The organism is Acinetobacter sp. YH12070, from assembly GCF_013419625.1.
Lineage (GTDB): Bacteria > Pseudomonadota > Gammaproteobacteria > Pseudomonadales > Moraxellaceae > Acinetobacter > Acinetobacter amyesii.
The window spans coordinates 55,118-82,007 of the sequence record NZ_VOZT01000004.1 but is presented as its reverse complement, the minus strand read 5'-3'; the positions used below and the strand labels follow the sequence as shown (position 1 = coordinate 82,007).

Annotated in this window: 23 protein-coding genes and 1 pseudogene; 14 read left to right on the top strand and 10 right to left on the bottom strand. The window is 39.0% G+C overall.

The features are described 5' to 3' along the window. Positions 1-3: 3 nt before the first annotated feature. The 6 genes from FTU17_RS02330 to adeS all read left to right on the top strand — a co-directional run bounded on the left by FTU17_RS02330 (position 4) and on the right by adeS (position 6,760). Positions 4-924, top strand: coding sequence for a TniB family NTP-binding protein (locus FTU17_RS02330; protein ID WP_020752720.1), 921 nt, complete (start codon positions 4-6; stop codon positions 922-924). Positions 925-942: 18 nt separating this feature from the next. Next, the gene (locus FTU17_RS02325; protein ID WP_020752721.1) at positions 943-2,049 is read left to right on the top strand and encodes a TniQ family protein; all 1,107 of its coding nucleotides are present in this window, start codon (positions 943-945) and stop codon (positions 2,047-2,049) included. Beyond that, a complete protein-coding gene (locus FTU17_RS02320; protein WP_020752722.1) occupies positions 2,036-3,475 on the top strand; it encodes a hypothetical protein in 1,440 nt (479 codons plus the stop codon). The genes FTU17_RS02325 and FTU17_RS02320 overlap by 14 nt, the downstream gene beginning before the upstream one ends. A 71-nt stretch (positions 3,476-3,546) precedes the next feature. Further along, complete coding sequence (locus FTU17_RS02315; protein WP_020752723.1) at positions 3,547-4,803, top strand: hypothetical protein; 1,257 nt, start codon at positions 3,547-3,549, stop codon at positions 4,801-4,803. A gap of 123 nt (positions 4,804-4,926) precedes the next feature. Next, positions 4,927-5,655 (top strand): efflux system response regulator transcription factor AdeR, encoded by a 729-nt coding sequence (gene adeR / locus FTU17_RS02310; protein WP_020752724.1) that lies wholly within the window; start codon positions 4,927-4,929, stop codon positions 5,653-5,655. Then, positions 5,645-6,760 (top strand): two-component sensor histidine kinase AdeS, encoded by a 1,116-nt coding sequence (gene adeS, locus FTU17_RS02305; RefSeq protein WP_107008550.1) that lies wholly within the window; start codon positions 5,645-5,647, stop codon positions 6,758-6,760. The genes adeR and adeS overlap by 11 nt, the downstream gene beginning before the upstream one ends. 103 nt (positions 6,761-6,863) lie before the next feature. Here the strand turns inward: adeS and FTU17_RS02300 are convergent, their stop codons facing one another. The 6 genes and pseudogenes from FTU17_RS02300 to FTU17_RS02275 all read right to left on the bottom strand — a co-directional run bounded on the left by FTU17_RS02300 (position 6,864) and on the right by FTU17_RS02275 (position 16,217). After that, positions 6,864-8,378, bottom strand: coding sequence for an MFS transporter (locus FTU17_RS02300; protein ID WP_020752726.1), 1,515 nt, complete (start codon positions 8,376-8,378; stop codon positions 6,864-6,866). Between the two features lie 126 nt (positions 8,379-8,504). Beyond that, a complete protein-coding gene (locus FTU17_RS02295) occupies positions 8,505-11,609 on the bottom strand; it encodes a multidrug efflux RND transporter permease subunit (RefSeq protein WP_323052668.1) in 3,105 nt (1,034 codons plus the stop codon). Further along, complete coding sequence (locus FTU17_RS02290) at positions 11,606-12,769, bottom strand: efflux RND transporter periplasmic adaptor subunit (protein WP_077109212.1); 1,164 nt, start codon at positions 12,767-12,769, stop codon at positions 11,606-11,608. Before FTU17_RS02290 ends, FTU17_RS02295 begins: the two co-directional genes overlap by 4 nt. Positions 12,770-13,144: 375 nt before the next feature. After that, entirely contained in the window at positions 13,145-14,962 is a 1,818-nt protein-coding gene (locus FTU17_RS02285) for a hypothetical protein (protein ID WP_130168929.1), read from the bottom strand. Positions 14,963-15,083: 121 nt separating this feature from the next. Beyond that, positions 15,084-15,923, bottom strand: a pseudogene (locus FTU17_RS02280) (YifB family Mg chelatase-like AAA ATPase); the annotation flags it as partial. Positions 15,924-15,989: 66 nt separating this feature from the next. Next, a complete protein-coding gene (locus FTU17_RS02275) occupies positions 15,990-16,217 on the bottom strand; it encodes an accessory factor UbiK family protein (protein ID WP_078189551.1) in 228 nt (75 codons plus the stop codon). Positions 16,218-16,495: 278 nt separating this feature from the next. Between FTU17_RS02275 and glnK the strand changes: the two genes are divergently transcribed. From glnK to FTU17_RS02240, 7 genes are all read left to right on the top strand, one after another. Further along, complete coding sequence (gene glnK / locus FTU17_RS02270) at positions 16,496-16,834, top strand: P-II family nitrogen regulator (protein WP_067763174.1); 339 nt, start codon at positions 16,496-16,498, stop codon at positions 16,832-16,834. Positions 16,835-16,895: 61 nt separating this feature from the next. Further along, positions 16,896-18,302, top strand: a complete 1,407-nt coding sequence (locus tag FTU17_RS02265; RefSeq protein ID WP_180004703.1) for an ammonium transporter — start codon at positions 16,896-16,898, stop codon at positions 18,300-18,302. A gap of 138 nt (positions 18,303-18,440) precedes the next feature. Further along, positions 18,441-18,899 (top strand): transcriptional regulator NrdR, encoded by a 459-nt coding sequence (gene nrdR, locus FTU17_RS02260; RefSeq protein WP_067763170.1) that lies wholly within the window; start codon positions 18,441-18,443, stop codon positions 18,897-18,899. Positions 18,900-18,935: 36 nt separating this feature from the next. Next, positions 18,936-20,039 carry a bifunctional diaminohydroxyphosphoribosylaminopyrimidine deaminase/5-amino-6-(5-phosphoribosylamino)uracil reductase RibD gene (gene ribD / locus FTU17_RS02255; protein ID WP_180110449.1) on the top strand — a complete coding sequence of 368 codons (1,104 nt, stop codon included), beginning with the start codon at positions 18,936-18,938 and terminating at the stop codon, positions 20,037-20,039. After that, positions 20,036-21,328 (top strand): DNA adenine methylase, encoded by a 1,293-nt coding sequence (locus tag FTU17_RS02250; protein ID WP_078189462.1) that lies wholly within the window; start codon positions 20,036-20,038, stop codon positions 21,326-21,328. Before ribD ends, FTU17_RS02250 begins: the two co-directional genes overlap by 4 nt. A gap of 33 nt (positions 21,329-21,361) precedes the next feature. Continuing rightward, positions 21,362-22,021, top strand: a complete 660-nt coding sequence (locus FTU17_RS02245) for a riboflavin synthase (RefSeq protein WP_078192598.1) — start codon at positions 21,362-21,364, stop codon at positions 22,019-22,021. A gap of 112 nt (positions 22,022-22,133) precedes the next feature. Next, positions 22,134-22,679, top strand: a complete 546-nt coding sequence (locus tag FTU17_RS02240; protein WP_180134601.1) for a VTT domain-containing protein — start codon at positions 22,134-22,136, stop codon at positions 22,677-22,679. Positions 22,680-22,741: 62 nt separating this feature from the next. On the opposite strand, the gene FTU17_RS02235 is transcribed toward FTU17_RS02240, so the two are convergent. The 4 genes from FTU17_RS02235 to FTU17_RS02220 all read right to left on the bottom strand — a co-directional run bounded on the left by FTU17_RS02235 (position 22,742) and on the right by FTU17_RS02220 (position 25,629). Continuing rightward, entirely contained in the window at positions 22,742-22,960 is a 219-nt protein-coding gene (locus FTU17_RS02235) for a hypothetical protein (protein WP_078192596.1), read from the bottom strand. Positions 22,961-23,102: 142 nt separating this feature from the next. Next, on the bottom strand, positions 23,103-23,741 hold the full coding sequence (locus FTU17_RS02230; RefSeq protein ID WP_180134600.1) for a hypothetical protein: 639 nt from the start codon (positions 23,739-23,741) through the stop codon (positions 23,103-23,105). Positions 23,742-23,780: 39 nt separating this feature from the next. Beyond that, the gene (locus FTU17_RS02225; RefSeq protein WP_078192594.1) at positions 23,781-24,188 is read right to left on the bottom strand and encodes a DNA polymerase III subunit chi; all 408 of its coding nucleotides are present in this window, start codon (positions 24,186-24,188) and stop codon (positions 23,781-23,783) included. Further along, the gene (locus FTU17_RS02220) at positions 24,181-25,629 is read right to left on the bottom strand and encodes a leucyl aminopeptidase (protein ID WP_180134599.1); all 1,449 of its coding nucleotides are present in this window, start codon (positions 25,627-25,629) and stop codon (positions 24,181-24,183) included. The genes FTU17_RS02225 and FTU17_RS02220 overlap by 8 nt, the downstream gene beginning before the upstream one ends. Before the next feature lie 159 nt (positions 25,630-25,788). On the opposite strand from FTU17_RS02220, the gene lptF reads away from it, so the two are divergent. Then, positions 25,789-26,889: an LPS export ABC transporter permease LptF gene (gene lptF, locus FTU17_RS02215; RefSeq protein WP_180134598.1), complete on the top strand. Its 1,101-nt coding sequence runs from the start codon at positions 25,789-25,791 to the stop codon at positions 26,887-26,889. The last annotated feature ends 1 nt before the right edge of the window (position 26,890 follow it).

The window sequence follows — 26,890 nt, the reverse complement described above, 5'->3', positions numbered from 1 at the left end:
ACCATGAAACAATATGATTACCTTGCTGAGCATGTCCTTGACACTATGATTCTTAGTGATGCTGAAAGAATTAATATTCTTTATGAGGATCGGTGGATTGGTTATCAGAAAGCAATTGCAGTTTTGAATACACTGACTGATATTTTGAAACGACCTAGAAAATTAAGACCAGAATGTCTTTTAATTGTTGGTGATTCAAATATGGGAAAAACTAAGATTATTCATGAGTTTGCAAAAGAATACTATACTAAGAGAGTTGATGATATGGACATGCAGCTTATGTCATTGACTAAACCAGTCATTCCTATTCAAGCCCCTGCTAGGGCAAATGTAAAAGATTTATATATTAATATCTTAGATCATTTTTTTGTCCCTTTTCGTGTCACTGATCCTGAAAGCAAATTAAGGTATCAAGCAACCCATCTACTGCGTAAATATGAAACCAAAATGTTAATTATTGATGAGTTGCATAATTGTTTAAGTGGGAGTGCTAGGCAACGGCAAGAAGTGATGAATACACTTAAAACGCTAAGCAATGAACTTAGTATGAATATCATTGGTGTTGGTACTCGTGATGCATCTCTTATTCTTCATACGGATACTCAGTATGCCAGTCGCTTTGAAATTATAGATTTGCCTTTATGGAAATTGGATGCGGATTTTTTAAGACTTCTTTTAAGTTATGTTCGCTTACTTCCCCTAAAAAAATTATCAAACTTGGCATCACAAGAAATTGCGACCTTACTCTATGAAATTTCAGGTGGTAATTTTGGTGATTTAAATCGTTTATTGGTGGAATGTGCAAAAGAAGCAATATTGACTGGTAAAGAAGAAATTACCCTCGAAATTGTTAAAAAATTCAAGTGGCTTAAACCAACAGAGGGTGCTCGTAATATTCGCACTATTCAGCTTAATTCTATTTAGTATTATTGAGGGTGTAATATGCCTAATTATGCTCAAAATTGGTTTATACATACCCCCATTGAACAAGGTGAAGTATTATCATCATGGCTCATTCGTTCAGCCTTAGACATGGGATGTTCCCCTTTAACACTTATAGAAGCATTGTGGGGTAGATGGAGAGCATTAACGATTGATCTTGATCGAGGTATGACGGAAGATCGGCTTGAATTATTATTTGTACATTCTTTTGATGATAAACAAAAAATTTTGAAAACAATGCTAACTAATGTGGCTCCCTATCTAGTTAAGAGTTCAAATAGTGGATGGGTTTTAAGTTTAGGTCAGCGTAGTAGATCAAATTTTTCAGGTCGGCAGGTGTGTACTCAATGTTTTGAAAGTGATGGTAGATCAGCTTATTTACGGTTAATGTGGCGAATGGGGTGGCATTGTTGTTGTGAAAAACATCAAATAAATTTAATTGATCATTGTCCGAATTGCGGTGTAGTCATTCAGCCATTTAAAATAGATTTAGAGCATGGATCATTAGCAGTATGTTTCTCATGCCATTTTAATTTGACTTTATATCAGCCACAACCTAGCAATATTCAAATTTTAGATTTTCAAAAAAATGCAGATAACGTTTTAAAACAAGGCTCAGGTTTATATAATAATCAAAATATTTCAGCTACCGAATGGTTTGCGATTGCTCGTGCATGGATAAGTGAAATCAGATTACTTGTAGATACAGATAATATTCAACTTATTGAAATGTTTAAGAGCTTTGGTATAAATTTAAATACCATAACTCCTTTCACACCAATTGCTTTCGAATATTTAAATACAAACGAACGTATAATTTTGCTTTCCATCTTGAATGAAATTATGAAAATCCCATGTGAGTTGATTATTGACCGCTCTTATGAGTACGGGATTAGTAGTGCAAATTTTTGGGATAAGCGTAAAAAACTACCGATTCAACTTCAACAAATGAAATCAGCAATGATCAAGCCTATAAGAGTATATGCTTTACAACGTGTGAGTTCTCATAATGGAAAACCAAAAGCAAAAAAAACCGTGCAACGTAAGTGGCTTAATTTGTTAAGAAAATCAAGAAAGAAACGGAGTCATAAGCTTGGCGGAGATTAATATTGAGCAGTTATGTAATGGGTGTGAAAAATCAGTTACCCAACTAAAAAAAAGATATAAAGGGAAAAAATATTGCTCAACTTGTTATGCTCGAATTTTTAAAAAATGTCTTTGCCCAAAATGTGGGTTATCTGCTCGATTACCTAAAAATGATGATCAAGCGATCTGTAATGAATGTATTAAAAAACAACCTTGTATAAGATGCAATCAAGTTAACAGACCGATAGGAACGCTTACAGAGTATGGGGTCGTTTGTAATAGTTGTTCTGTTTATTTTAGAGAGGTTGAACGATGTGAGCGATGCAATGTTCAATCGCAAAAATTAACGAAAATATCACGCTTTAATGATGACCTCAGAGTTTGTCCGAAATGTTCAACAAGGGATTATGAAACATGTCCTTCATGTCATAAATATCGCTTGTTAGAGTTAGATGAAAAAGGAAATAAAGTTTGTAAAAAATGTATAACTCAACCGAATAAACCTTGTATTGAATGTAAAACGATGATCTCAGCAGGATGCGGTGATCTATGTGATGATTGCTACTGGATTAAAAATCTATGGTCAAAGTTCCATCAAAATATTTATTTGTTCGAGTCATCTTTTTTAAAAAAACAATATGAAAACTACGTGCTTTGGTTGGTCGATTTAGTTGGAGCACATCAAGCAGCTTTGTATTTGAATAAACATACTCATTTTTTTATTAAAACAGAAATGTTATGGGAGAGTAATATTCCTGATGCAGACCAATTATTGTTGACTTTACGGACGAGTGGACTTAGAAAGTTTGAATTAGTAACACAGTGGCTCGATCAAATGCATGGGGTAAAAATCTCAACTATAAATAAAAATGAATGTTCTGAGATAGATCAAGCCAATAAGTTGATTGATCAGTTACCGCAGCCCTCATTGGCTTTTGATGTTGTATTTGCTTATAAGCAAAAGCTCGATGAAAAAATGCATCAAGGAAAAACATCTGCTCGATCTGTAAGGCTTGCAATGAAGCCTGCTGTTGCATTGATGTTATCTATTCAGGATAAGCAATTACTGCCAGATTTGGCAAAAGTAAAAGCTTATTTAAATGAGTATTCAGGTCAGGCTGCTGCATTAACAGGGTTTATTAATTTCTTAAACGATCAATATGATACGGATATTGATTATATTTCCTTAAAGCATTCTAACTTCATAAAAGAAGCAAGTAAGCGGAAATTGGAAAAAGAATTGATCTCGATGCTCAGCCCAAATACTGATTTCAATGTCATGGTATGGGTGAAAAATGGCTTACAACTATTCCATGAGATGAGTTATCAGGATTCATTGAAGATCAAGTTGGAAATGATCGTTGAAATAAAAGATGGCTATAATGTTTTGTACAATAACCAAAATTATTGGTTGCCTAAGAACATTGATCCATCTTTTAAAAAGTAAGTCTAAAGTTTCAATACTTCGATATATAATTTAGTTTAATATTTTGATAATTCATTAATTAAGAGAAAAAAATGGGCTTAAAGGATTTGCTTGGTCTGAAAGAAAGTGATGAAAAAAAACTACGTGAAGGATTAGCACAACTTAGGGCTTTAAATGATCATTTATCATCCATGTATTCTTTGAGGTCTGACTTAAGAGATTTAACAGATAATCGGCATACTGTTAGTTCACTTTTACAAGGTGAATTAGATAAGATTAAAGCTCACCAACAAAGTTTAATTAATAAAACGAATGAGTTATCTCAACTAAAAGCCAAATTAGATGAGTCTCTAATTGCTATTGAAAAAATTCAATCTGTTTTAGCTAATGATGAAAATGGTAGTTCTATTTATTCTCGTATATTAGAAGTAACCAATGAAGATAATCTAGATATTTTGGAAGTTGAGTCCGAAAAAATTCACACAGCTTATAGTCAATTATTTGATCGAAATGGTGAGGATACTTCTAAAGTTGATCGAGTAAATTATGTAATTGATAAAATTTTAGATCAATATGACAAATTGTTTGATGAACTAAATGATAATGGTGAAACGAAAGTTAAAGAATACGAAAGAAAAATTAATGAGTTAGTTGCATACTATGACGATTTATTTATTTCTGATGATCCTGATAATAAAAGTAAAAATGAGCAGATAAATTTTCAGTTATCGAGAGTCCAAAATTTTTATGACAAAATTTATGGTAATGAAGAAAAAAACATTACTGCATTAAGTGAAGATTTGGATAAAAGGTTAGAAAATTTAAAAAATGTTGAGGAGCGAGCAAAATCAGTTATTGGATTATCAAGTGAAGCAGGGCTTGCAGGTGGTTTTGTTGTAAAAGGACAAGAAGCCAAAAAAGGACAATTCATCAGTATTATTGTATTTGTATTAGTTGTATTAGCAATTTTTGGATTTAATTTTTATTTGTTTGATAAATCAGATTTTTTGAATATGAAGTGGGATACATTCTTATTCAAATTATTGATCAACGCACCTTTGATTTGGATTGCAACAATTGCGAATATAAATTTAAATCGTTTTTCTAAATTAGAGCAAGAATATTCTCATAAAGAAGCATTGGCTAAATCTTATGAACGGTACAAAACAGAAATTCAAGAGCTTGAAAAGTTAGGAGTTACTGGTTCAGAGGAGCTTAAATTAAAACTTTTAGAAATCAATCTTGAAGCATTTAAAGTTAACCCTGCGGAACATTCTGATAAAGCTAAGCCTGATTTCTCTATATGGGATTTGATTCAGAAGAAAAAAGATGAGAAACCTAGTGAGTAATTGAAGCTCAGGTACATTTTTCTCAATGTATTGGGTAAGCAGAAGTAGAATTCAGTTATTCTGAAATTTACAATTCAAACTGTTAAACTATTTACTTACCAAGATTTTATCCGAATAACTTGTATGTATCAGAACTTACAACATAGCTTTGAAAATAGCGTAATTCTCGTTGTAGAAGATGATTATGATATTGGTGACATTCTTGAAAAATACATAAAAAATGAAAACATGAAGGTCATCCGTGCATTGGATGGACAACAAGCTTTAGAGTGCTTAAAAGCCAACTCTATAGACCTGATTCTCCTTGATATTAAATTACCCAAACTAAATGGCTGGGAAATTCTACAAATCATCCGTCAAACAAGTCATTTACCTGTCATTATGCTGACTGCCTTAGATGATCAAGTGAATAAGATCATGGGGCTAAAAATGGGTGCTGATGATTTTATTATTAAACCATTTAACCCAAATGAAGTGATTGCGCGAATACAAGCCGTACTTAGACGAAGTACAAGCCAAAATACGGAAATAACTAATATTATTCGTTATAAAAATATTGAAATTAATCCAGATCATCATCAAGTTTACATTTCAAATGGTCAAAGAAATCAGCTGCTCAACCTTACGTTAACTGAGTATAAGATACTGGTTTTGATGGCAAAAACACCAAATAAAGTCTTTACACGCAATGAATTGATCCAAAACTGTATGCCTGAAAGTGATGCTTTAGATCGCACTGTAGATAGCCATATCAGCAAATTACGCAAAAAACTTGAAGAAAATTATGTAAATGGTTTATTAATCAATGTCCGTGGCGTGGGGTATCGCTTAGATCAAAATCATGAAATTTAACTTTTTTAAAAATTCAGTTGGAATTAACTTCCAGTTTATTATCATGATGAGCCTACTCAATTTAGGCATTACGCTGTTATCTTTCATGATTGGCTATTTTGTTTATAGCTGGGCGATAAAAATAGGTTTTCTAAATACGCAAGTTATTAATTCAAATGAATTTTCAGTTACCTATGTTGACTTTATCTGGCTGTTTTTAGTGCTATTAACAGGCTTTTTTCTTTCTACTATCCTCGCCTTTAAATATGGAAAACGCTATACACAGCCAATTAGTGATTTAGCAGATGTTATTCAACAAATTCAACAAGGTAATTTAGCACTCAGAATTAAACAGCCACATCATGATATTCCACATGAAATCAAGTCCCTTATTGAGAACTTCAATGAAATGGCAAACCAACTTGAAGTATCAGTTAAGAATTCAACTGTTTGGAATGCTGCAATTGCACATGAATTACGAACACCTGTGACAATATTACAAGGTCGCTTGCAAGGTATTGTCGATGGTATATTTATTGCCGATCAAGCTTTACACCTAAGCTTATTGAACCAAGTCGAAGGCTTATCTTACCTTGTGGAAGATTTACGGACACTGACACTTATTGAAAATAAACAATTACGTTTAGAACTAGAAAAGACCAATTTAAAAGATAGTATTGAAAAATGTCTGCAGATGTTTAATGAACGGTTTCAGGTTAAAGGTTTAACTATTATTTTAAATTTGACGGATAAATTGGTTTGCGTTGATATAAGAAGGATGGAACAAGTCTTTATTGCATTATTTTCTAATTTTCTAAGATATTCGAATGCTGGACAAATCAATATTACAACGATGGCCACAGCAGAACATTGGCTATTAATGTTTGAAGATGAAGGTCCTGGTATTGATGAATCGCATCTTGCACATCTGTTCAAGCCATTCTATCGTCTGGAAGACTCTAGATCACGTCTAGATGGCGGTACTGGATTAGGCTTGGCAGTGATTGATGCAATTATTGAAGCACACCAAGGTCATATTTATTATTCTAAATCCAAAAACTTAGGTGGCAGCTGTTTTACTATTCAACTAAATCGTATAAATCGTAAGACATCAACTCATTTATAATGTGTTAAGTTCAGATCAATACGGCTTCATTTAAACCATAAATTTAAGATAAATTGATGTCTGAACTTAACCATTCTGTTTGATGATCCTCAAATAAATTTCATTACAATGAATTCTCATCTCGATATTTCGCTAGCATAAAAAATACCACAATGGAGAGTATGCCGATGATAATCCCTGCTGTTAATAATAAATTAACATGAGCTGAACTGAAGGCAATTTTACCTGCGTTAATCAATGCTGTACCTTGTTCAACGGGTAACTGGCTCGCCACTAAATAGGTATCACCAATCGATAGTCTGGCTTTTTCTGCTAAAACAGCAGTTAAATCTGACGGCACTTGAAGATGACTGCCAAATATATAGGCCATGAAAACACCAAATAAAGTAATACCTAGTCCTGTACCCAGTTCATAACCTGTACTTTCAAGTGAACCTGCCGCACCGCCCTTTTCTGCAGGTACTGAGCCCATGATCGCAATGGATGAAGCTGTTAAACCGATACTTAGAGTGAGTCCAATTGAAGCTAAAATAAAGGGAACAATAATTCCCGGATGATGAAAATCTGAATAACTCAAACTGATCAACGCAATTGCTGCCAATATTAATGAAAATGTTGCAACTAGACGCAGTCCGAATTTATTAGATAAAAATCCAGCAATAGGCCCACCAATAGCAGCAGCAACCATAATCGGAACCATAAAAAGACCAGCTTGTAGTGGTGTTAAACGAATGACATATTGCAGCTCCATCGCTAAGGTTAATTCCACACCTGCCAAAGCGCCTGCAGCAACCATTGCCATAATAATGCCTGCTAAAATAGCAGGGCGTGAAAATAGTGAAAGATCTAGCATCGGTTGAGGAGAATTCAGCTGTTTGCGTACAAATATGGTTAATAATCCAATAGAAAAAATGACTAAAGGAAGGACAATTAACAACGACTGTTTACCGCCTAAGCCTGCTTTGAGCGCATATACAAATGAAACCAAACCGAAAATTAGCAATAGCGCCTGACCAAATGCCCAATGTCCAGAGGTTACAGCTTCATTTTTGGATAATAAGAAATAGCACATTGGGGCGACAACTAACATGATTGGGACATTAATGAGGAAAACTGAACCCCACCAGAAATATTCTAACAATCCACCACCAATGAGCGGTCCAATGGCGGCACCGGCTGATCCGATTGTGCCCCAAATACCCAGCGCAATGGCACGTTCGCGACTGTCTTCGAAGGTTCTGCGAATAATACCCAATACACAGGGCATAATCATGGCACCGCCTAATGCTAATAAAGCACGTGCGGCAATCAGCATAGAAGCCGTTTGGGAAAATGCCGCAAGGACTGAGGCAATTCCAAATATAACCAAGCCAATCAGCAGAATCTTACGATTGCCGACACGATCAGCCAAAGTTCCCATCGGAACTAAAAGTCCAGCCATAAGTAATGGATAAATATCAATAATCCATAAGACTTGGTTGCTTGAGGCACTCAATGATTGGGTTAATGATGGAACCGCAACATGCAGTACAGTCATATCAATCACAATCGGCAGAAATGCAAGCACGACAGCGAGCAATATCCACCAGCGTTTCGGATCAAGATTCGTAGCTTTCATGATCAAACCTATATTGATGGTTTATTAAATCAATTCTGAAATAAAGATGTAAATGAAAGATTTGTTGTGGGCTAAACTCGTTAACCCACAGCTTTTATATTTAGCTTTTATTCTCAGTTTTGATGCTTAATGTGCCGCTTTACGTTTCGAGAATTTCTCAACCATGCTCATGACGACAATAAAGAAAATCGGTACAAAAATAACAGCTAGAATTGTTGCGCTGATCATGCCGCCAAAGACGCCTGTACCAATCGCTTTTTGAGTTTCAGAACTAGCGCCACTGGCAATGACTAAAGGAATAACGCCACAGGTAAATGCCAAAGATGTCATTAGGATTGGACGTAAGCGCAATTTAGCGGCTGCAACGGTTGCCTCCACTAAACCCATTCCTTCTTCTCTTAATGCTTTTGCAAACTCAACAATCAAAATGGCATTCTTTGCAGATAGACCAATAATCGTGATCATGCCGACCTTAAAGAAAATATCATTTGGCATACCACGTAACATTACTGCTAAAAAGGCGCCAATCAACCCTAGAGGGACAACTAGCATCACAGAGAATGGAATTGACCAGCTTTCATAAAGTGCTGCCAAGACAAGGAAAACGACTAACATCGACAACAGTAATAAAAACAAGGTTTGTGATTCCGACTGTTTTTCTTCTAGAGAAATCCCAGTCCACTCATAACCCACACCTTTCGGAAGCTGTTTAATCAAATTTTCCATCTCAGTCATGGCTTGTCCTGAAGATACACCTGCTGCTGGACTGCCAGAAATACTCAATGATGGACGACCGTTGTAACGATTGTATTGTTGTGGTGAATGTTGCCAAATGGGTGTAATTATTTCAGACATTGAAACCAATTTACCGCTTTGACTGTTCACTTTAATCTGAAGAATATCTTCAATACTCATGCGTGATTTGGCATCAAGTTGCACAATGACTTGTTGCATACGATCTTGATTTGGGAAATCATTGACATACATCGAACCCATCGAGGTCGAAATAATATCGGTCACATCACTGAAATTAACACCCAAAGCCTGCAATTTATCGCGATCAATTTTAAGCTCTACAGAACTGCCGTCAGGCAAACCTTCAGGATAGACCTCCGCCACGATTTTACTTTGTGATGCTAATGCTAAAAGCTGATCTTGCGCCTCTCTTAAAGCAGGCATACCAATGTTGCCATGATCTAATAATCGCAATGAAAAACCAGATGAATTCCCCAGTTCATCAATGGCTGGTGGTAACACAGACATGGTCTGGCCTTCTGAACTTTCAGCCATCGCCATATTGGCATTATTCACAACTTCTTGTGCCGTAATAGTACGCTCTTCGAATGGCAATAGATTAGTAAAATACATCGCTGTATTCTGACCAGAACCACTAAAACCAAAACCTAAGACTGCCATATTGTCTTTAATACCCGTTTCTTGGTCTAAATGATTTTGAAACTCAGCAACGACTTTACGGGTACGTTCTTGAGTTGCATCCGCAGGAAGCTGAATTGAAGTCATAAACCACCCCTGATCTTCTTCTGGCATAAACGCAGTCGGAACGTGTTTAAAACTAAAAATCAGCACAATGACAATGCCTAAGAAACATAACATTGCGAGGGTTTTATGTTTAATTACTTTAAATAAACTACGTTCGTAGCGATTGTTCAGCTTCTCAAAACTGCGATCAAACCATGCAAAAACACCTTTTTTCTGATGGTCTTGATCAATCGGTTTTAACATTGTTGCACATAACGCAGGGGTTAATGTCAATGCAAGGAAAGCTGAGAATAAAATGGAAACTGACATGGTAATGGTGAATTGGCGATAGATAATCCCCACCGAGCCTGACGCCAATGCCATCGGCAAGAATACAGCGGCTAACACTAAGGTAATACCAATAATCGGATTGGTAATTTCCTTCATGGCTTTAGATGTGGCTTCAACTGGAGATAAACTTTCTGTCGCCATAATTCGTTCAACATTCTCAATGACCACAATCGCATCATCGACAATAATCCCAATCGCAAGCACCATGCCGAACATGGTCAGCACATTAATCGAAAAACCTGCAAGTAGCATGACTGAAAATGTGCCAAGCAATGCAATCGGTGCAACGATCGCTGGAATTAAGGTGTATCGAACATTATGTAAGAAAATAAACATGACAATAAAAACTAAAGCCATAGCTTCAAGCAATGTCATGATTACTTTTTCAATCGAAACTTTTACAAAAGGTGCAGTGTCGTAAGGTATAGAGAATTTCATACCATCAGGCAATGCTAGACTTAATTGTTCAATTTTTGCTTTTACACCCTCTGCAGTCTTAACAGCATTGGCACCAGGACTCATTTGTATCGCCACAGCTGTAGAGGCTTTACCATTTTCTAAAATCGCAAAGTTATACATTTGCGCACCAATTTCGACACGAGCAACATCCGATAATCGAACAATGGCACCATTTTGTTGAGCACGTAAACTAATGTTCTTGAATTGCTCTACAGTTTCTAATTGACCTTGAGCAGTCAAAGGAATGGTGATTTGTTGCCCCTTCAACGCAGGAACATCACCAATACGACCCGGTGATATCGGCAAGTTTTGGTTTTGGATGGCTGTATTCACATCTTGAATACTCAATCCATAAGAGACCAAGCGGTCTGGATCGACCCAAATTCGCATGGCTTTCTCAGCACCAAAGTTTTGGACTTTACCAACACCTTCGACCCGTTTTAATTCTTCAATTACATAGCGAGTCATATAGTCACTGACATCAATTTCACTATATTTGCCATTTGGTGAACTCAACCCCACCATCATTAAAAAACCAGATGATGCAGCATCAACCATCAGCCCCTGTTGTCGAACTGTTTGGGGTAGGCGCGACTCAATGGCTTTAATTTTGTTTTGTACATCAACTTGTGCCAGTTCTACATCTGTGCCTGGTTTAAAGGTTGCGGTGATTGTTGCTGTTCCAGAACTATCCGAACTTGAACTGTAATACAGTAAGTTCTTGACACCTGACATTTCCCGCTCAATCAATGTCACAACACTATCATTCAGTGTCTTTGGGGTAGCACCTGGATAGATTGCAGTAATACTGATCTGTGGTGGCGCAACACTCGGAAATCTTGCAATAGGTAACTTGGGAATACTGAGTACACCTAACAAAATAATAAATAAAGCGATCACCCATGCAAAAACAGGACGCTTAATGAAAAATTGAGACATTATTTCTTGCCTCCACTTTCCTGAGTATTTGTAGGTTGCCACTGCTTAATTTTTAGTTTTTGCTCAGGCTGTATACGATCAGCGCCTTCAACAATAACTTTTTCGCCTGCTTGTAATCCTTGTGTTACTACATAGCTATTTTGATAACGTTGACCAAGCTGAATAGGCTTGCTTTGCGCTAAACCTTTTTGATTAACAATCGTAACATTGGCTTTACCATTAATATCATGTTGAATCGCTTGTTCAGGTACTAACAGCGCATTTTCAACTTGAGCTCGGCTCATATTGACTCGAACATACATGCCTGGCAAAAGTTTTTGATTTTGATTATTGACTAGAATACGAATCGTGACATCACCCGTGTCAGGATCAACTTTAGTATCTGAAAATAGGATTTCACCTGTGACATTATAAGGTTTACCCTGACTATTCAGGATTTCAACCGTATGTTTGATGTTTGACACGTCACCTTGCTGCAAAGCTTCCTGTAGCTTTTCATAATCACTAATTGATTGCTTTACATCGACGTAGACTTTATTAATCTGTTGTATTACGGCCATCGCATTGCTATCGCCTTGACCAACCAATGCACCTTCAGTCACTAAGATTTCACCAATCGTTCCTGAGATGGGTGCTGTGACAGTGGCATATTTAAGATTGAGCTGCTGTCTACTTAACATAGCTTGCATTTGCGCCACATCGGCTTTTGCTTTTTTATAATCTGCTTCCGTATTGTTGTATTCCTGCTGACTAACCGCATTTACTTTTACCAATTCAGTGTAGCGTTTTAACAGCACCTGCAAACGTGTCACCTCAGCTTGTGCACGGTTTAAAGTAGCTTGATTGCTTTTTACATCTGCCTGAAAGATTTCAGAATTTAATTTAAAAAGTGGTTGACCTGCTTGCACATAAGAGCCTTGTTTAAAAAGCACTTTATCAACAATTCCACCTACTTGCGGACGAATTTCAGCAATCCGGTAAGCTGTAACACGGCCGGGAAGATTTTCAATTACATTCATAGATTGCGGTAATACAGTGATGGTACTGACCACCACCGGCGGCATTTCTGCTGCGGACTGTTCAGCATCTTTGGATTGTGTACAGCCGATCAAAAGTACAGTTGTAATAAGTATTGAACTTATTAAATGATGACATGTTTGCATGTTTTTCAGAGAGAGTTTTAGATGCTACTATTTTGAAATAGCAGTGTTTATGAATTGCTAATGTTATGTGGAGATTGTGTGGAGAAAACTGTTAAATGGGAAGTAATTTTAATTTGGCTGAAACTATTATTAATAATAAACACTTGATTTTGTTAAGCTAAATTATTGTTTTATAATAACTTTATTAATATTGGTTGATTGAGAAACCTGTTGGAAGTTTTAGATATATTTCATACTATTCTTTATATGAGTTATCTATTTAAAAAGAAGTAATAAAGAAGCTAATGGATCATTTTGAAGTAGAAGTTTTAAAACAAGCTGCTTCGTAATTCTTCAATAAATACGAAGCATATTTTAGTAAATTTAATTCTCTATTTATAATTTTTTCTTTTTTATTAATATTTTGAAAATTTTATTAAAACTTGCAACCCAATCAGCTTGGTCAGTATGCATGTGCTTCATGGCTCTTTTTTGATTGAAGTTAGTCTTGCAAATATCGAACCATTTTTTTGTTCCTTTTTTCCCCTCAATTGCTTCACAAATCATGGTTATATTTTTTTCATTAAGCATCTCTTTGGTAATAAATAGAAAAAAACAAAATGCTTCATTATTTTTGTTATTTTTCTTAATATCAATAAGGTAAAGATGATCATGAAATTCGGCTAACTCTAACTTTAAAAACAAAAGTAATCTTCCAACGTCATCGTTAATCCAAGTATTATGAATAGGGAATTTAACGATGGGCTTTATCTGTAAAAGTGAAAAGGTGTCTGAAAGATTTCCACTTTGATCAATGCAAGATACTTTAGTTAATTTAGTAGAATCTTTTTTAGCTTCAATGTTTTTTAAACTACTAAATATAAGAGCAAGATCATCTACATCTAGTTTATTCGGTTTTTTTTCTGAATTTTCAGATTTTGTAGGTTTATTCTTTCTATTGCCATAACGGTTGCCTGATGATTCTTCATCTTTATTTTCATTTTTTTCTTTACTTTCAATATATTGTATATTTGATTCAGTTTCAATTACTTCTTCAATAATCTCAATATCGAAGTCAGTAAAATCTACTGAAATATCAGTCTGTTTTTTATTTTCACCTCTGTTGTGAGATGGGTCTTCTTGGGTGTTGATACGAGTGTTATTGCGTTTTTTTTTGTTTCGACCTTGTCTATGAACTTTATCTTTATCAATGGTTTCTATCTGTTCCTCTGATTCTGTTACAGGTGCATAAGCTACTATAGGAAAATCAGCAATAGGAGAAACTTTAGATACGTGTGTAATTAAAAATCGTTTTCCATTTTCAAGCCAAATACCTTCGGCAGTTAAGCTCATTGTTGTTGAATGCGGAGGAATTACACTAGGAAATCTAGATGGATATGGCTTTCCAGTTTTATCGAGTTTTATGTCATTTAACGAATTTCGTATATTTAGCACTTTTTCTTGGGTGTTTTTGTTTAGTGCTAGATTTGCCAAAAATGTGATCGCTTCTTTTCCTATGGTTTTAACCATATTTTTTTTCAGTACAACAGATATTTTTTCAACATTTTCAACATTTTCAACATTTTCAACATTTTGAATTTCATATTTTTCTAAAAATAAATCAACTATATGTGAAATACTGTAATTTTCATTGATGATATGGCCTCTAATGTCCTTTCTTGCAGGGATATAAAAAGCATGGAGTGAATGAATACAACTTGTAAGTACTTCGATATTATCATTTGATTTTAAAATACAATATTTACTCATTAAAAATGGGTAATATCTAAAAGGCACATTTGCACTGTATTCATTTTTAGGAATGAATATTTTTTCATTATATAAGTAGTATTCGTCTGAATCAGGAATCTTAGCATCAAATCTAATGATCTTTGGTTCGTTAATGGAAAAATCAAACTCAAAATTAACTGTTCTCAGACAGTTATTAAAAGAGAATTTTCTTCCCTCTATTCGTGTTTGGCCTTTCCATATTGTGCCAATTTGTACTGTATCCAAATCTCGAAAAGTGACATCATATTTGTTGTAAGAATTTTCAGATACATTTAAACGATTAGGGTTTGCCGCATCAAGCTCAACAAGTAGAACTTCAATTAATATATTGTCAGATTCAGAACTCGAATTTAACTTTAAACAACTATATAGGTAGACAACTCGTTCGATTTCATCATCAGGAAATGAGTCAATAGAGGTCATATCAGAATATACTCTAATAAAGGTTATTATAAAAAAGAAATTATGAGTTATTAATAGTCTATTTTTATATATTTGACTAGCTTCTATTTTTGTAAACTAGCTTTTATTTTTGTAAGTGACATCCTCCACCGACGAGGGCAATCGCAGATGCCGTATGGTGTGGCGCACGAAATGGACGCTGCCCAAAATGATGATTTGCACCTGCAATGGAATAAATACTCGCGACTTGCAAATTTTCTTGCATATCTAAGGGCGGAAGAATGCTGGCTAAACGCGAGGCGAGTAGAGTTTTACCTGTGCCTGGAGGGCCACGAAATAGCAGGGAATGACCGCCAGCCGCCGCAATTTCTAAAGCACGACGTGGTCTCAGTTGACCTTTCACATCAGATAAATCAAAAGGGTAACTGTGTTGATTGGCTGACGATGTCGAGGGGTGGCTGCTGATTAAGGCTGAACGACTCAAATGTTCACATACATCCTTAAGATGCTGAGCAGGAAAGACTTGGAACTCCGGCAGTTGCGCCGCTTCATCGGCATTGAGTGCCGGTAGAATCAGATGATGCCCGATATGCTGACAGGCAATGGCTATACTTAAGATGCCACTGACAGGTCGTAAATAACCATCAAGTGCCAATTCTCCAATAAATTCAAAACCATCTGCTGCATTTTCAGGAAGTTGTCCCGACGCGATCAGAATCCCTAAAGCAATGGCGAGATCTAAACGTGAACCATCTTTGGGTAAATCTGCGGGTGCTAGATTAATGGTCAGACGTTTGGTCGGAAACTGAAAGCCGCTATTAATAATCGCAGAGCGGACACGGTCTTTACTTTCACGGACGGCGGCCTCAGGTAGGCCCACAATGGTCAATGACGGTAGGCCTTGGCTGACATGAACTTCAACTTCAATTTGGGGTGCATTTAAGCCGAGCAAACCCCGAGTATAGATTTTGGCAAAAGACATATTATTGTTCCGTTATGGTGCATTATTTTTAATCGTTATGCGTCTTTTGTTGCACTAAAAAGGTGCTTATTTTTTGTTCTGAATTTTTTGTTCGAGTTCTTCGACGTGTTTCAACAATTCATTTAAACGTAAATTGGCATTATTCAGTGCAGTACGTTGGCGTTCGATTTCTTCTTTAGATACGAGATCCATTTTGCTCACAGCTTCATTGAGTAAGCTGCGAAGATTATGTTCGACGTCTTTTTTCGGCTGATCGATTTGTTCTAATATCGCTTGTAATAAGGTTTCAATCATTGTTTTGACCATCCTCAGTGAATTGGTGGCAGCAGTTTAACATCGCCACATTCATGACCATAGTGCTTTTATTTAAATATGCGTTTAATCGATCAGTAAAATCGTAATTCTTCTAGTAAAAACGTCTATTTTTATAAGCATACGCAAGATTATCCGTATAAAATAGGTTATAAAGAAATCTCATGCTGGGCTGACTATTTTCCCCCGACTGTAGTCATATTGGCATGAAAATTGAACATAAAACCTTACAGGTGAAATAAGCCGAAGGAAAACAAAACATGAAGCTCGTAACTGCAATTGTAAAACCTTTTAAATTAGATGACGTGCGTGAAGCACTCTCTGAAAATGGTGTTCAAGGGATCACTGTCACTGAAGTTAAAGGCTTCGGTCGCCAGAAAGGTCACACTGAACTTTATCGTGGTGCTGAATACGTGGTTGATTTCTTACCAAAAGTAAAAATCGAAATCGCAATCAGTGATGAAATGGTCGATACCGTAATTGAATCAATTACTCGTGTTGCAAGCACAGGAAAAATTGGCGACGGTAAAATTTTTGTAAGCAATCTGGAACAAGTCATCCGTATCCGTACTGGTGAAACAGGTGCAGATGCCGTTTAAAAAATTGGCATGAAGTTTGCTGAGTAGCTAATAACTCAGAAAATCAGGTCGGGGGATACGAATGAAAAAAATGCTAATTGCACTCGGCTTGTCCAGTGCACTTTTAGGTGGTTCTGTTGCGTGGGCTGAAGAAAGCGCAACAGCACCTACAGAAGAAGTCACAGTAGTTGATACTGCAAATACAACAACGCTAAATACAACAGAAGCTGCAGTTCCAGTTGAAGCAGCGCCAGCACCTGCAGAACCAGCACCTACAGAAGAAGAACCTAAGCTCGATACAGGTGATACAGCATGGATTTTAGTATCCACTGCACTTGTTCTACTTATGACAATTCCCGGTTTAGCATTGTTTTACGGCGGTATGGTCCGTAAGAAAAATGTACTCAGCACCATGGCACACAGTTTTGTTGCTGCGGGTGTCGTGAGTTTAACGTGGGTGATTGTGGGTTATACCTTAGCATTTGGTGAAGGCAATGCCTTTATCGGTAGCTTAGACAAATTTATGTTGTCGGGTATCACTACAGAAGCGTTGACGGGTACGATTCCAGAGATTCTTTTTGTTATTTTCCAAATGACATTTGCCATTATTACCGTTGCCATTATTAGTGGTTCGATTGCAGAACGTATGAAATTCGGTGCTTTTGTTGCGTTCATCGCAATTTGGAGTGTCGTGGTTTATGCACCAATTACTCACTGGGTATGGGGCGGTGGTTGGTTAGGTAACGACGGTGCGCTTGATTTTGCGGGTGGTACAGTAGTTCACATCAACTCGGGTGTTGCGGGTCTCGTTGCAGCGTACATGCTTGGTAAACGTATGGGGCTTGGCCGTGAATCTATGGCGCCACATAACCTAACTTTAACCGTCATCGGTGCAAGCCTTGTATGGGTAGGTTGGTTTGGTTTCAACGGTGGTTCTGCACTGGGTGCAAATGGTTCGGCTGGTTATGCATTGGTGGTAACACAAGTTGCAGCAGCGGCAGCAGCAGTGGCATGGTTAATTACTGAAAAAGTGGTTCGTGGTAAAGCGTCTGTTTTGGGTGGTGCTTCTGGTGCAGTAGCAGGTCTTGTGGTGATTACACCTGCGGCAGGTTTCGTAACAGTTGGTGGTGCTTTAGCGATGGGTCTGATCGGTGGTGTGGTTTGCTTCTGGGGGATTACTGCGCTGAAACGTGCGTTGAAAGCGGATGACTCTTTGGATGCGTTTGGTCTACATGGTGTCGGTGGTATCGTGGGTGCGATCCTTACAGCATTCTTTGCCAGCGAATTCATCATGGGTGATAAAGCACCGAGCGACTTAATGCATCAATTATGGGTTCAAGTCGAAGGCGTACTAGCGACTATTGCTTACTCAGCAGTGATGACATTCATTATCTTGAAAGTGATTGATCTAGTGATTGGCATCCGTGTTGAAGCTGATGACGAACGTATGGGTCTAGACTTAAGTCAACATGGTGAACGTGTAGAATAATAAGATCACAGTAAATCAATATATTGTGTAAAACAGCCCGAAAGGGCTGTTTTTTTTCCATATCTAGCGTAAAGCTCTACAAATTTCAAAATTTTTGCTACACTCTAAATCCATTCGGATTTGTTCAATTTAACCGCTATGCATTGTCCATTTTGCAACGCTGAAGACAGTAAAGTGATTGACTCACGTCTTGCTGCTGAAGGCTGTCAGATACGCCGCCGCCGTGAATGTATTAGTTGCGGTGAACGTTTTACAACTTTTGAAAGCTATGAAGTGGTGATGCCGCGTGTCATCAAGTCTGATTCAAAGAGTGAACCTTTTGATGAAGCCAAGCTCCGCCGCTCGCTCATGCATGCCTTGCAAAAGCGTCCAGTAACGCAAGAGCAAATTGAAACGGTACTCAGTGATATTCAATTGCAAATTCGCCGTTTGGGTGAACGTGACGTGAAATCACGCACCATTGGTGAAATTGTCATGCAGTCTTTGTTTGCTTTAGATCATGTGGCTTATGTACGTTTTGCTTCTGTGTATCAAGACTTCCAAGATGTAGAAGCTTTTCGTCGTCAAATTGAACAAATGCAGCAGCGTGAGCACTAATGCACATCTGCTTCCATTTTTATCATGAGTGATTACATGTCTGAGTTAGATCAAGTGCCTTTGCAGCAGCATCAACAGTGGATGCGGCGTGCAATTGCATTGGCACAGCAGGGGCAATACAGCACTCGTCCCAATCCCAATGTGGGCTGTGTAATTGTCAAAGACGGTCAATTGGTTGGTGAAGGCTTTCATCCCAAAGCGGGTCAGCCGCATGCCGAAGTCTTTGCAATGCGTGATGCAGGTGAGGCCGCACGTGGCGCAACCGCTTATGTGACTTTAGAGCCTTGCGCACACTATGGACGTACGCCACCTTGTGCCAAAGGTTTGGTAGAAGCAGGTGTTGCTCAAGTCGTTGTAGCATGTCCCGATCCGAATCCATTGGTTGCGGGTAAAGGTGTACAAATCCTACGTGATGCTGGCATTGAAGTGATCACAGGTATTTGTGAAGCAGAAGCGCATCAATTGAACTTGGGCTTTTTAAAAGCCATGGCGACGGGCATGCCTTATGTCCGGCTCAAAGTCGCATCGAGCCTGGATGGGCGTACTGCCATGGCCTCGGGTGAGTCTAAATGGATTACCGGTGCAATGGCGCGACAAGATGTACAGCATTGGCGTGCGATATCAGGTGCTGTGATTACTGGGATTGAAACAGTATTAGCAGATGATTGCTTACTCAACGTACGTCAACTCGATGATGCTGTTGATATGCGAAGCGTGGTTCAGCCGAAACGTATCGTGCTAGATCGCCAAGGCCGCTTGCCATTAAGCGCAAAAATATTGCAGCAACCTGAAACCGTGATGGTCATGGGGCCATATCGTCAGGAACTTGCTGACTTGGGCGTGGTACAATTTGAAATTCAGCCTTTGGCCGATCTGTTAGCAGCATGCGTTCAACAGTTCCAAATTTATGATGTCCTTGTGGAAGCCGGTGCGACACTTTCGACCGCTTTCTTACAAGAACATTTGATCGATGAAATGATCAGTTATGTTGCACCGACCTTGTTGGGTCAGTCAGCACGTGCGATGTTTAATGCGGAATTTGACCGCATGGCAGAGCAGCTTCGATTTAAGCTGAAAGATGTCACTCAATTGGGTGATGACATTCGCTTAAGGTTAATCCCTTCTCAAGAGACGCTATGAATTCAGAGTCTACGGTTTATCACAAACGTCGTCATGCGGCTCGTACCACAGACGAATATCTTTTCCATCAGTTGGTTCCTTATTTGGGAAACAAACGCCGTCTATTACATCTGATTTTAGAAGCACTTGAGCAAACGGGAACCTTAAAACGCGAAGATGGTCGTGCGCCGATATTTGCTGACTTTTTTGCAGGTTCGGGTGTGGTGTCACGGTTGGCACGTCAAAACGGCTATCGTGTTATTGCCAATGACTGGGAACCCTACAGTCATGCCTTGAACAGCGCGATTCTCTCTTGCGTTGAAGCACCAGCGTTTAAAGAGTTGGGTGGCTATCAGAAAGCCATCGATTATCTGAACCGTTTGCCAGAAGTTAAAGGTTGGGTGACCCATAACTTGTGTCCACGTAATGATGAAATCTACGATCCGGCACGTGACCGCTTATTCTTTAAACGCCGTAACGGTATGCGTATCGATGCGATTCGTCAGCAAATTGCAACTTGGCAAGCTCAAGGCGCGATTGATGATGTGGAAATGAGTGCTTTATTAGCGCCGTTATTGTATTCAGCAAGTTTTGTCAGTAATACCAGCGGTGTATTTAAAAGCTTCCATCATGGTTGGGGCGGTAAAACCCAAGCGGCATTAGATCGTATCGGTTCTTTGTTATGGCTGACTCCAAGTCGTTTTTGTGAAATTGGTGATCCGAAAAAACCCGCCGCTGAAATGTGGTGTGTCGACGCACAGCATTTGGCTAATCAAATGAGTGGCTTTGAAGTGGATGTGGCTTATCTCGATCCACCGTATAACCAGCACGCTTACAGCAGTAACTACCATGTGTTGAATGCGTTAACGTTATGGGATCAGGTGGATTTACCAACACCAGACACCAAGGGTTTTAAGAGCGGAATCGATCGTGCATGGCGTAAAGAACGTCCAAGTCCGTATAATTCTTCGAAGCATGCGAAAGAAGCTTATGAAAAATTATTAGAAACCATCAATGCACGTTACATCCTGACGAGCTATTCAACCGATGGTAATATCAGCGCCACAGATTTGTTACAAGCCAATTTAAAACGTGGCCGAGTAAGCTTATTGACGCAAGATGTACCACGTTACCGCGTGAGTAAGCAGCGTCAGTCTGAACGTGCACGCGTACTAGAGTTTATTGTCATCACGGATACGCATGCCAAATCAGGTCCACCAATCCGTCAGTTGTTGAGTCAATTGCACCATTTTGCAGAATTAGGTGGTGTCGATACCTCTGGTGTGAGTACGCAACTTGATTTGTGGTAAAAATCATCGCCCCATATTTTTCAGGGATTGAACATGTTTACAGGCATTATTGAAAGTCTAGGTAAAGTTGAAAGCATTCAAAACGTGGGTGGCGATGTCCGCTTACGTATCCAGACAGATTTAGACATGTCGGATGTGCATTTGGGGGATTCTATTGCCACCAATGGCATTTGCTTAACCGTGATTGACTTTGGCAGTAATTGGTATGCAGCCGATGTTTCACGTGAAAGTTTAAATCGGACCACCTTGGAGCACTGGAAAGCAGGGCAGGCGGTGAATGTGGAAAAAGCCATGTTGCCGACTACGCGTTTTGGTGGACATATTGTCAGTGGTCATGTCGATGCCGTGGGTGAAATCACTCAAGTTCGTTCAGATGCGCGTTCTATTTATTTTGAAGTGACCGCACCGAAAGAAATTGCACGCTATTTAGCGGAAAAAGGCTCTGTGACCGTGGATGGTATTAGCCTGACAATTAACCATTTACGTGGCAATGTGCTGAGCTTAAATTTAATTCCGCACACGGCTGAACGAACCAATATCGGTACGTGGAAGGCTGGGGCTAAAGTGAACTTAGAAGTGGATGTTTTAGCACGTTATATTGAGCGTTTATTGCTTGGTGATAAAGCCGCTGAGACCACAGCGCAATCTAAAATTAGCTTAGATTTTCTCGCTGAAAATGGCTTCTTGAAATAAGTTGATACCGAAGAAAACCAAACAGTCTGATTGAAAAATTAGACTGTTTTTTTATTTTTGGTGATAATGCGTCGCGGAATGACATATATGATGAATAATCAGACAGGTGATAATGATTGATTTCTTACTGAATCTGGAACAGTGGTTACCCATGTTATTGGAAAATTATGGTGTGTGGATTTATGCCATTTTATTTCTGGTGATATTTTCAGAAACGGGTTCAGTATTTATGTTCTTCCTGCCGGGAGACAGCCTGTTGCTTGCCATTGGCGCATTATGCTCAACGACGGAAGTGGTGCATTTACACACCATGGGGCTGATGTTATTTGTCGCATCGGTCTTGGGCTACTGCGTCAATTACTATACGGGCAGCGTGTTAGGCATTAAGTACTTTAATAAGCACACACGTTACTTTAAGCCCGAATATATGGTCAAAACCAATAAATATTTTATGAAGCATGGCGGTAAAACGATTTTAGTCGCACGCTTTGTACCTTTTGTACGTTCTTTTGCGCCTTTTGCCGCTGGGTCTGCGCGCATGAGCCTCGGTACATTTATGTTCTATAACGTGCTGGGTGGTTTCATCTGGATTGGATTATTACTTGGTATTGGTTATTTCCTAGGACATACCGTTTCTGCAGTTGTAGATTTGGTCTAAGCCAAACTTAGACATAAAAAAAGCCCACAGTTGTGGGCTTTTTTTATGGAGTCGATGACCACTTAGTGTTTTGTAACGGTCACTACATCAAGGGTTTGAAAAATCGAGCTGTGGGGCGGTTGCTGAATGCTAAAACCACCTTTTTCTGATTCACGGCTGAGATACACCGAAATACTGTGAAAGTCTGAATGACTCAGCCAAAGATCTTTGGCACGAATGTCCCATTGTTCTCCAGCAGATAGAGAGGATATTTTCTGGGTAATCTGGTGAATGATGTCCATATTGAATTCCCATCTGGATGCATGATTATATTTTTAGGATGCCGGAAGCATTGTGTTCTGAGGGACAATGCTTCAGCCATATGAACATCATGTTGCAAATACATGTCAGTTTAATGACAATGACCAGATTTCGATCGACAGCTTAAGATGCTTGGGACGATGTAGATTCTGTCGAAAAATTGGAGTTTTCTAAGATATAGTCAATTTCTTCTTGTGCGGCTGCTTTCAATTTTGCACGGAAATCACTGACGGCCATTTCGATTTGCGTTTCTGCTTCAAGTTCCAAACGCACGCGTACACTTTCGAGTTCTGACAACATCTGTCCTTCGCTCACCGATAAGCTTTGACTTAATCCCGCTAAACCCGTTTCAGGGTTTTTATGATAGCGAGCGGCATAGTGTTGTACTTCACGATTAAGGTTATGCTGCATCATGGTGAGCGCTTGCGTTTGTGCAGCAAAGCGTAACTCTTCGTCACGTTTCAGTTGTTCTGCATAGGCTTGTTCAGCTTCACGTTTTTCTTCTAAGGCTTTTTCTAAAGCCAGTTGTTTACGTATACGAGCATCTTCTATCAACTGTGCTTTTAAATCTGCATAGGCAGACTCAATTTTGTCAAAAGACATTTGCTGTTGCTGTTGGTCATTGACTAGCCATTGTTGAATGTCTGTACTGGGATTGAGGACATCGCAAACGCGACCAAGGTCATCAATAAAGGTCTGACGAATAGCTTCAGGTACTTTTAACCAGCGCTGTTTAAAGTCTGGACCGACATTCAATGCCATGGTGCACCTCCTTGCAAATAGGGTAAAACCAATATCACGTTAAAGTTTATGGGTCTGCGGTTGAACGCCCAAACGTCGATATTGTTTATATTTTTCACGCCCGATAATTTTAGCGGGTTCGTTATTTTCAATAATTTCGATAATGTGACTAAAACTTGCGAACTGTTCAAGTGCTTGATCGTTAAAATTAAACACAATCCAGTCGGCTTGCTCAGGCAATTGGGCAGAAATACAGACCGTTGCCTCGGGTTGATCGATACCATGGGGAATGAAACCTGTGTGATCGAAACTCCACAGGCGTTCATCAAGTTGTTGCTGTAAGTCTGGGTCAGCACAATGTAGCCAAATACGTACAGGCTGACGCAGGATCTTACGGCATAAACGACAAGTGCTTTCGACTTGTCGTTCAGGACTTTTTTCAAATAAATAAAAGCTAACTTTAGCCATTCGCTTGAGCACGATTCGCTAAGAATTGCATTAATAATGGTACAGGACGACCTGTTGCACCTTTATTTGCACCAGAGTTCCATGCAGTCCCAGCAATGTCTAAATGCGCCCAACGGTATTCACGCGTAAAGCGTTGAAGGAAACATGCAGCGGTCACAGAGCCTGCTTTTGGACCACCAATGTTGGCAATATCTGCAAATGGAGAATCAAGTTGTTCTTGATAATCTTCAATCACTGGCATGCGCCATACGCGGTCAAAGCTATGTTGACCCGCAGCAGTCAATTCAGCCGCAAGTTCATCATCAGGGGTGAACATACCGGTAAGGACTGAACCTAATGCCACAACACATGCACCAGTGAGGGTTGCAATATCAATCACCAGTGCAGGGTTAAAGCGTTTTACATAGGTCAAGGTATCGCACAGCACCAAACGACCTTCGGCATCGGTATTTAAAATTTCAACGGTTTGACCGCTCATGGTTGTCACGATGTCGCCCGGGCGAGTGGCATGACCAGACGGCATGTTTTCTGCAGCAGCAATTGCGCCGACCACATGAATCGGTAATTTCGCTTCACATAACGCACGGATAGTACCCAAAACTGATGCAGAGCCGCACATGTCGAATTTCATTTCATCCATGCCCGCACCGGGTTTAAGTGAGATACCACCCGTATCAAAAGTCACGCCTTTACCAACAAGCACCACAGGTGCTTCTTCACGGTTTGAAAGGTATTCGATGGTAATAATACGGCCTGGACGGTCAGAACCTTTGCTCACAGCAAGGAAAGCACCCATACCGAGATCAGCCATTTGCTGTTCATCGAGTACAGTCACTTTGAGTTGATCCGGAAATTCAGCTGCAAGCGCTTGAGCTTGTTCGGCTAAATATTCAGGGAAACAGATATTGCCCGGACGGTTACCTAGGTCACGGGTAAAACTTTGACCTGATTGTACTGCAGAAATTAAGTCAAGCTGTGCAGTGGTTAATGGACTTTCAGCAGCGATTAAATGGATCTGCTCCAAAACAAATTCATTTTTCTTAGACTTGTATTCATCAAAGGCATAAGCCGCTTGCGTCAGGCTAAGTGCAAATAAATAATGTTGTTCTTGTGGTAGGGCAGAGATATCGACATTGATCTGTTTGAATTTTTTTTGTGACGCTTTAATAATGGTTTGTGCAATTTTTGCAAATTTATTGACCTGTAATTCAGCAACTTTGCCGAGGCCTAAAAGAGCGCTATTGCGACAAGCGGCAATGTTCGCCACCAAAGGCAGGCTTTCATTGAGTGCTGCTTTAAATTGAGTCGCTTCAATTAAATTATCTAAATCATTGATTTGATATGAAGTAGCTGCATTTGTAACGTGCTCAGAATCTACTAATATCAACAAATATTGGCTGGACGCATTCGCTTGGAATGACGTATTAATAGAAAGTTTCATGTGCGGTATTTATGCCTTTTTAAATTTATAAACCATTAAACCATTGAAACATTTATATGAATAGAGTTTCAATGAGCAACAAGGGTATAGGTTTTATATTTTCTACATTCGGGTAAACTAACGCTAGTTTTTATTGGCCCTATTTTTGGAAGAATTAATTTGATTATTCGGCGTTATCTGGTCAAGCAAGTGGTGTCGACATCACTGGTTGTGATTGCCTTATTGACCTTGATCATGATGGGTGGTCGTTTGATCAAGTACTTTGGTGTGGCGGCTCAGGGCCGTTTAGATGCAAGTATTTTATTTAGCATCATTGGCTACCGTTTGCCTGAGTTTTTAACCTTAATTCTTCCGCTCGGTTTCTTTATTGGTCTGATGTTGATCTTTGGTCGTCTGTATGTCGATCATGAAATGGCTGTGCTCAATGGTAGCGGTGTCAGTCGCAATCAATTGTCACGTTTATTGGTGCCAATGACTGTGGTCTTTATGGCTGTTCAAGCATTTTTGATGCTGTGGGCGTCGCCTTGGGGCATCCGTCAGTTTGAAGCATTAACGACTTCACAAGCGGTACGAACAGGCTTTGACTTGGTTCGCCCGAAAGAGTTTATTTCCTCTGGGCCCTATACCATTTATGCAGGCGACTTGTCAGAAGACCGTAAAAACTTAAAAGATATTTTCTTCTATCAGCGTGCAGAAAAGGAGGGTAAGCCTGATGTCATTATTTTGGCAAAAGAAGCGACCCGCGTCGAAGTGCCAGATGACAATGCCAATGTCGTTGATTTAGTTGAAGGCCGCCGTTACGAAATTTATCCGGGGCAACCGCGTTATTCTCAAGCAGAATTCCAAAGTTATCGTTTACGTTTAGAAAATGATAAAGAAGCAAAATTTGAAAGTACTGAAGTAGAAGCTTTACCAACCTCGAAGTTATGGGATAACCGTCATGATCCTGTGGTTGCCAGTGAACTTGGTTGGCGAATCTTTGTGCCGTTCGCTATTTTGGTGGCGTTATTGCTTGCCACCGCTTTGTCTGAGGTCAGTCCTCGTCAAGGGCGTTACCTAAAACTGTTCCCCGCCTTACTTATTTTTGCCAGTTTAATCGTGGCTTTAATGGCGATCAAAACGCGGATCAGTAAAGAAGAAATGGGCATCTGGGCTTATCCACTTGTTTTGGTAATTTACGGCATTGCAGCGGCATTGTTCTCGCGTAAACAAAAATTAGCGCCCAAAATTAAGAAACAAATTCAGCGAGTGAGGTCTTAAA

Excerpts from the sequence above, each read along its gene's own strand:
- FTU17_RS02275 (WP_078189551.1), bottom strand. The coding sequence starts at position 16,217 with ATGATTGAAACCTTATTACAAGCGATATTAGAACAAATCGATCAGCCG.
- FTU17_RS02240 (WP_180134601.1), top strand. The coding sequence starts at position 22,134 with ATGATTGATTTCTTACTGAATCTGGAACAGTGGTTACCCATGTTATTG.
- FTU17_RS02265 (WP_180004703.1), top strand. The coding sequence starts at position 16,896 with ATGAAAAAAATGCTAATTGCACTCGGCTTGTCCAGTGCACTTTTAGGT.
- glnK (WP_067763174.1), top strand. The coding sequence starts at position 16,496 with ATGAAGCTCGTAACTGCAATTGTAAAACCTTTTAAATTAGATGACGTG.
- FTU17_RS02330 (WP_020752720.1), top strand. The coding sequence starts at position 4 with ATGAAACAATATGATTACCTTGCTGAGCATGTCCTTGACACTATGATT.
- adeR (WP_020752724.1), top strand. The coding sequence starts at position 4,927 with ATGTATCAGAACTTACAACATAGCTTTGAAAATAGCGTAATTCTCGTT.
- FTU17_RS02290 (WP_077109212.1), bottom strand. The coding sequence starts at position 12,769 with ATGCAAACATGTCATCATTTAATAAGTTCAATACTTATTACAACTGTA.
- FTU17_RS02315 (WP_020752723.1), top strand. The coding sequence starts at position 3,547 with ATGGGCTTAAAGGATTTGCTTGGTCTGAAAGAAAGTGATGAAAAAAAA.
- FTU17_RS02250 (WP_078189462.1), top strand. The coding sequence starts at position 20,036 with ATGAATTCAGAGTCTACGGTTTATCACAAACGTCGTCATGCGGCTCGT.
- FTU17_RS02300 (WP_020752726.1), bottom strand. The coding sequence starts at position 8,378 with ATGAAAGCTACGAATCTTGATCCGAAACGCTGGTGGATATTGCTCGCT.
- FTU17_RS02245 (WP_078192598.1), top strand. The coding sequence starts at position 21,362 with ATGTTTACAGGCATTATTGAAAGTCTAGGTAAAGTTGAAAGCATTCAA.
- FTU17_RS02230 (WP_180134600.1), bottom strand. The coding sequence starts at position 23,741 with ATGGCATTGAATGTCGGTCCAGACTTTAAACAGCGCTGGTTAAAAGTA.
- FTU17_RS02225 (WP_078192594.1), bottom strand. The coding sequence starts at position 24,188 with ATGGCTAAAGTTAGCTTTTATTTATTTGAAAAAAGTCCTGAACGACAA.
- nrdR (WP_067763170.1), top strand. The coding sequence starts at position 18,441 with ATGCATTGTCCATTTTGCAACGCTGAAGACAGTAAAGTGATTGACTCA.
- ribD (WP_180110449.1), top strand. The coding sequence starts at position 18,936 with ATGTCTGAGTTAGATCAAGTGCCTTTGCAGCAGCATCAACAGTGGATG.
- FTU17_RS02285 (WP_130168929.1), bottom strand. The coding sequence starts at position 14,962 with ATGACCTCTATTGACTCATTTCCTGATGATGAAATCGAACGAGTTGTC.
- FTU17_RS02235 (WP_078192596.1), bottom strand. The coding sequence starts at position 22,960 with ATGGACATCATTCACCAGATTACCCAGAAAATATCCTCTCTATCTGCT.
- FTU17_RS02325 (WP_020752721.1), top strand. The coding sequence starts at position 943 with ATGCCTAATTATGCTCAAAATTGGTTTATACATACCCCCATTGAACAA.
- FTU17_RS02220 (WP_180134599.1), bottom strand. The coding sequence starts at position 25,629 with ATGAAACTTTCTATTAATACGTCATTCCAAGCGAATGCGTCCAGCCAA.
- adeS (WP_107008550.1), top strand. The coding sequence starts at position 5,645 with ATGAAATTTAACTTTTTTAAAAATTCAGTTGGAATTAACTTCCAGTTT.